Source organism: Methylibium sp., assembly GCF_013817365.1.
GTDB lineage: Bacteria > Pseudomonadota > Gammaproteobacteria > Burkholderiales > Burkholderiaceae_C > Methylibium.
This window is the reverse complement of record NZ_JACDCU010000523.1, coordinates 1-2,540: the sequence shown is the minus strand read 5'-3', so window position 1 is coordinate 2,540 and position 2,540 is coordinate 1. Positions and strand designations below refer to the sequence as shown.

Below are 2,540 nucleotides of genomic sequence, written 5' to 3'. Positions count from 1 at the left end.
CCTGTGGTTATGGTGAGCGCGTGATCCTGCGCGACGTCGAGCTGAGCGTGCCGCGCGGCAGCGTGGTGGCGCTCATGGGCACGTCGGGCGGCGGCAAGACCACGGTGCTCAGGCTCATCGGCCGCCAGATCGACCCGATGGCCGGGCAGGTGCTGTTCGATGGCGTCGATATCTCCACGCTCGATCGCGACGCGCTTTATGCCGTGCGTCGCCGCACGGGCCTGCTGTTTCAGTTCGGCGCGCTGTTCACCGATCTGTCGGTGTTCGACAACGTCGCTTTTCCGCTGCGCGAGCACAGTGGGCTGCCCGAAACCATGATCCGCGACCTGGTGATGATGAAGCTTAACGCAGTGGGCCTGCGCGGTGCGCGCGAGCTGATGCCCAGCGAAGTTTCGGGCGGCATGGCGCGACGTGTCGCGCTCGCGCGCGCCATCGCGCTCGATCCGGAGCTGATGCTGTACGACGAGCCGTTCGCCGGGCTCGATCCCATCTCGATGGGCGTGGCCTCACGGCTGATCCGCGAGCTGAACCAGTCGCTCGGAGTTACCAGCATCGTCGTGTCGCACGATGTGGACGAAACCTTTTCCATCGCCGACCAGATCGTCTTCCTGGCCAATGGCGGCGTCGTCGCCCAAGGCACGCCGCAGCAGATGCGCGAGAGCACCGACCCGCTGGTGCGCCAGTTCGTCGACGGCGAGCCCGACGGCCCGGTGCGCTTCCATTACCCGGCGGCGGCCATCGAGCAGGATTTCAGGATGGGGCCGCGATGAGCCCGGCGCCGAGCCGCCTCGAGGCGGGCTCCGCCCCGAGGGTCACGAAGGCAGCCCTCTTCGAGGGCCACGGGGGCAGGAGCGAAGCGACGTGGGGGCACTTATGAGCTGGTGGCGGCCCAGCGACGTCGGTTTTGCGGTGCGCAGCGGGCTGACGGCCCTGGGTGCGAGCGCGCGGCTGTTCGTGCGCTTGGTCGCGAGCTTCGGTTCGGCTTTCGGGCGCGGCCGCTTGATCGTCGAACAGGTGCATTTTCTTGGCAACCATTCCCTGGCGATCATCACCGTCTCCGGTCTTTTCGTCGGGTTCGTGCTCGGCCTGCAGGGCTACTACACGCTGCAGCGATACGGTTCTTCCGAAGCGCTCGGCCTGCTGGTGGCGCTGTCGCTCGTGCGCGAACTCGGGCCGGTGGTCACCGCGCTGTTGTTCGCCGGACGCGCGGGCACCTCGCTAACCGCGGAAATTGGCCTGATGAAGGCCGGCGAGCAGTTGACCGCGATGGAGATGATGGCCGTGGACCCGGTGCAGCGCGTGCTCGCCCCGCGTTTTTGGGCCGGCGTGATCGCGATGCCATTGCTGGCGGCGGTGTTCAGCGCGGTGGGCATCATCGGCGGCTATTTAGTCGGCGTGGTGATGATCGGCATCGATGCGGGCGGTTTTTGGTCGCAGATGCAGGGCGGCGTCGACGTGTTCGCCGACGTCGGCAACGGCGTCGTCAAGAGTTTCGTGTTCGGTGTGACGGTGACCTTCGTCGCCCTGCTGCAAGGCTACAACTGCCAGCCCACGCCCGAGGGCGTCGCCCGGGCCACCACCCGTACGGTCGTGGTGGCATCGCTGGCGGTGCTGGGGCTCGATTTCCTGCTCACCGCGATGATGTTTTCCATCTGAAGCGGCGCACCCGAAGGAGAAGGCGAAATGCATAAATCAAAGTACGACCTGTGGGTCGGCCTGTTCGTGATGATCGGCGCGGTCGCGCTGCTGTTTCTGGCGCTCAAGGCCGGTAACCTGCTGAGCCTCAGCTTCGAGGACACCTACACCGTCAGCGCCCGCTTCGACAACATCGGCGGGCTGAAATCCGGCGCGCCGGTCAAGAGCGCCGGCGTGGTGGTCGGCCGCGTAGCTTCGATCGGCTTCGACAAGGTCACCTACCAAGCCAATGCCGAACTCCACCTCGAGAAGCGGTTCGCGTTCCCGAAGGACAGTTCGGCCAAGATCCTGACCTCGGGCCTTCTGGGCGAGCAGTACATCGGCGTCGAGCCAGGCGCCGAGGAGGCGGTGCTTGCCGCCGGCGATCGCATCACCATGACGCAGTCGGCGGTGGTGCTCGAAAACCTGATCAGCCAGTTCCTGTTCGACAAGGCGGCAGATACGGGCGGCAGCAACGCAGGAGAGATCAAGTGAGCCGCTCGAGACGCTGGAGCCGCTTGCTGGGCGCCGCACTGGCTTCGGCATTGCTCGCGGGATGCGCCACGCAGCAGAATCCCGATCCGCTGGAAAAGCTGAACCGCAAGGTCTACGGCTTCAACGACACGGTCGACAAGTACGTGATCGTGCCGCCCGCGCGTGTTTATCGCGACGTGGTGCCGGGCACCGTCCGCCTGGGCGTCGACAACTTCTTCAACAACCTGAAAGACGCCTGGTCGGCGGTCAACCTGCTGCTTCAGGGCCGCCCTGCCGACAGCGCCAACGACACCATGCGCTTCGCGGTCAATACCGTGCTGGGCATCGGCGGCTTCGTCGATTGGGGCAGCGAGTTGGGCCTCGAACCGCAC

The 2,540-nt window shown here is 66.0% G+C and carries 4 protein-coding genes; all 4 read left to right on the top strand.

Going from position 1 to position 2,540, the window contains the following annotated elements; genetic code table 11:
* A partial coding sequence (locus tag H0W38_RS20795; RefSeq protein WP_292457769.1) for an ABC transporter ATP-binding protein occupies positions 1-770 on the top strand: 770 nt, incomplete at its 5' end.
* Between the two features lie 103 nt (positions 771-873).
* Positions 874-1,656, top strand: a complete 783-nt coding sequence (gene mlaE, locus H0W38_RS20790) for a lipid asymmetry maintenance ABC transporter permease subunit MlaE (RefSeq protein WP_292457771.1) — start codon at positions 874-876, stop codon at positions 1,654-1,656.
* A 27-nt stretch (positions 1,657-1,683) separates the two neighbouring features.
* Positions 1,684-2,169, top strand: coding sequence for an outer membrane lipid asymmetry maintenance protein MlaD (gene mlaD / locus H0W38_RS20785; protein WP_292457767.1), 486 nt, complete (start codon positions 1,684-1,686; stop codon positions 2,167-2,169).
* Positions 2,166-2,540, top strand: a 375-nt coding sequence (locus tag H0W38_RS20780) for an MlaA family lipoprotein (RefSeq protein ID WP_292457766.1), incomplete at its 3' end; no start/stop codon positions are given. The genes mlaD and H0W38_RS20780, both read left to right, overlap by 4 nt.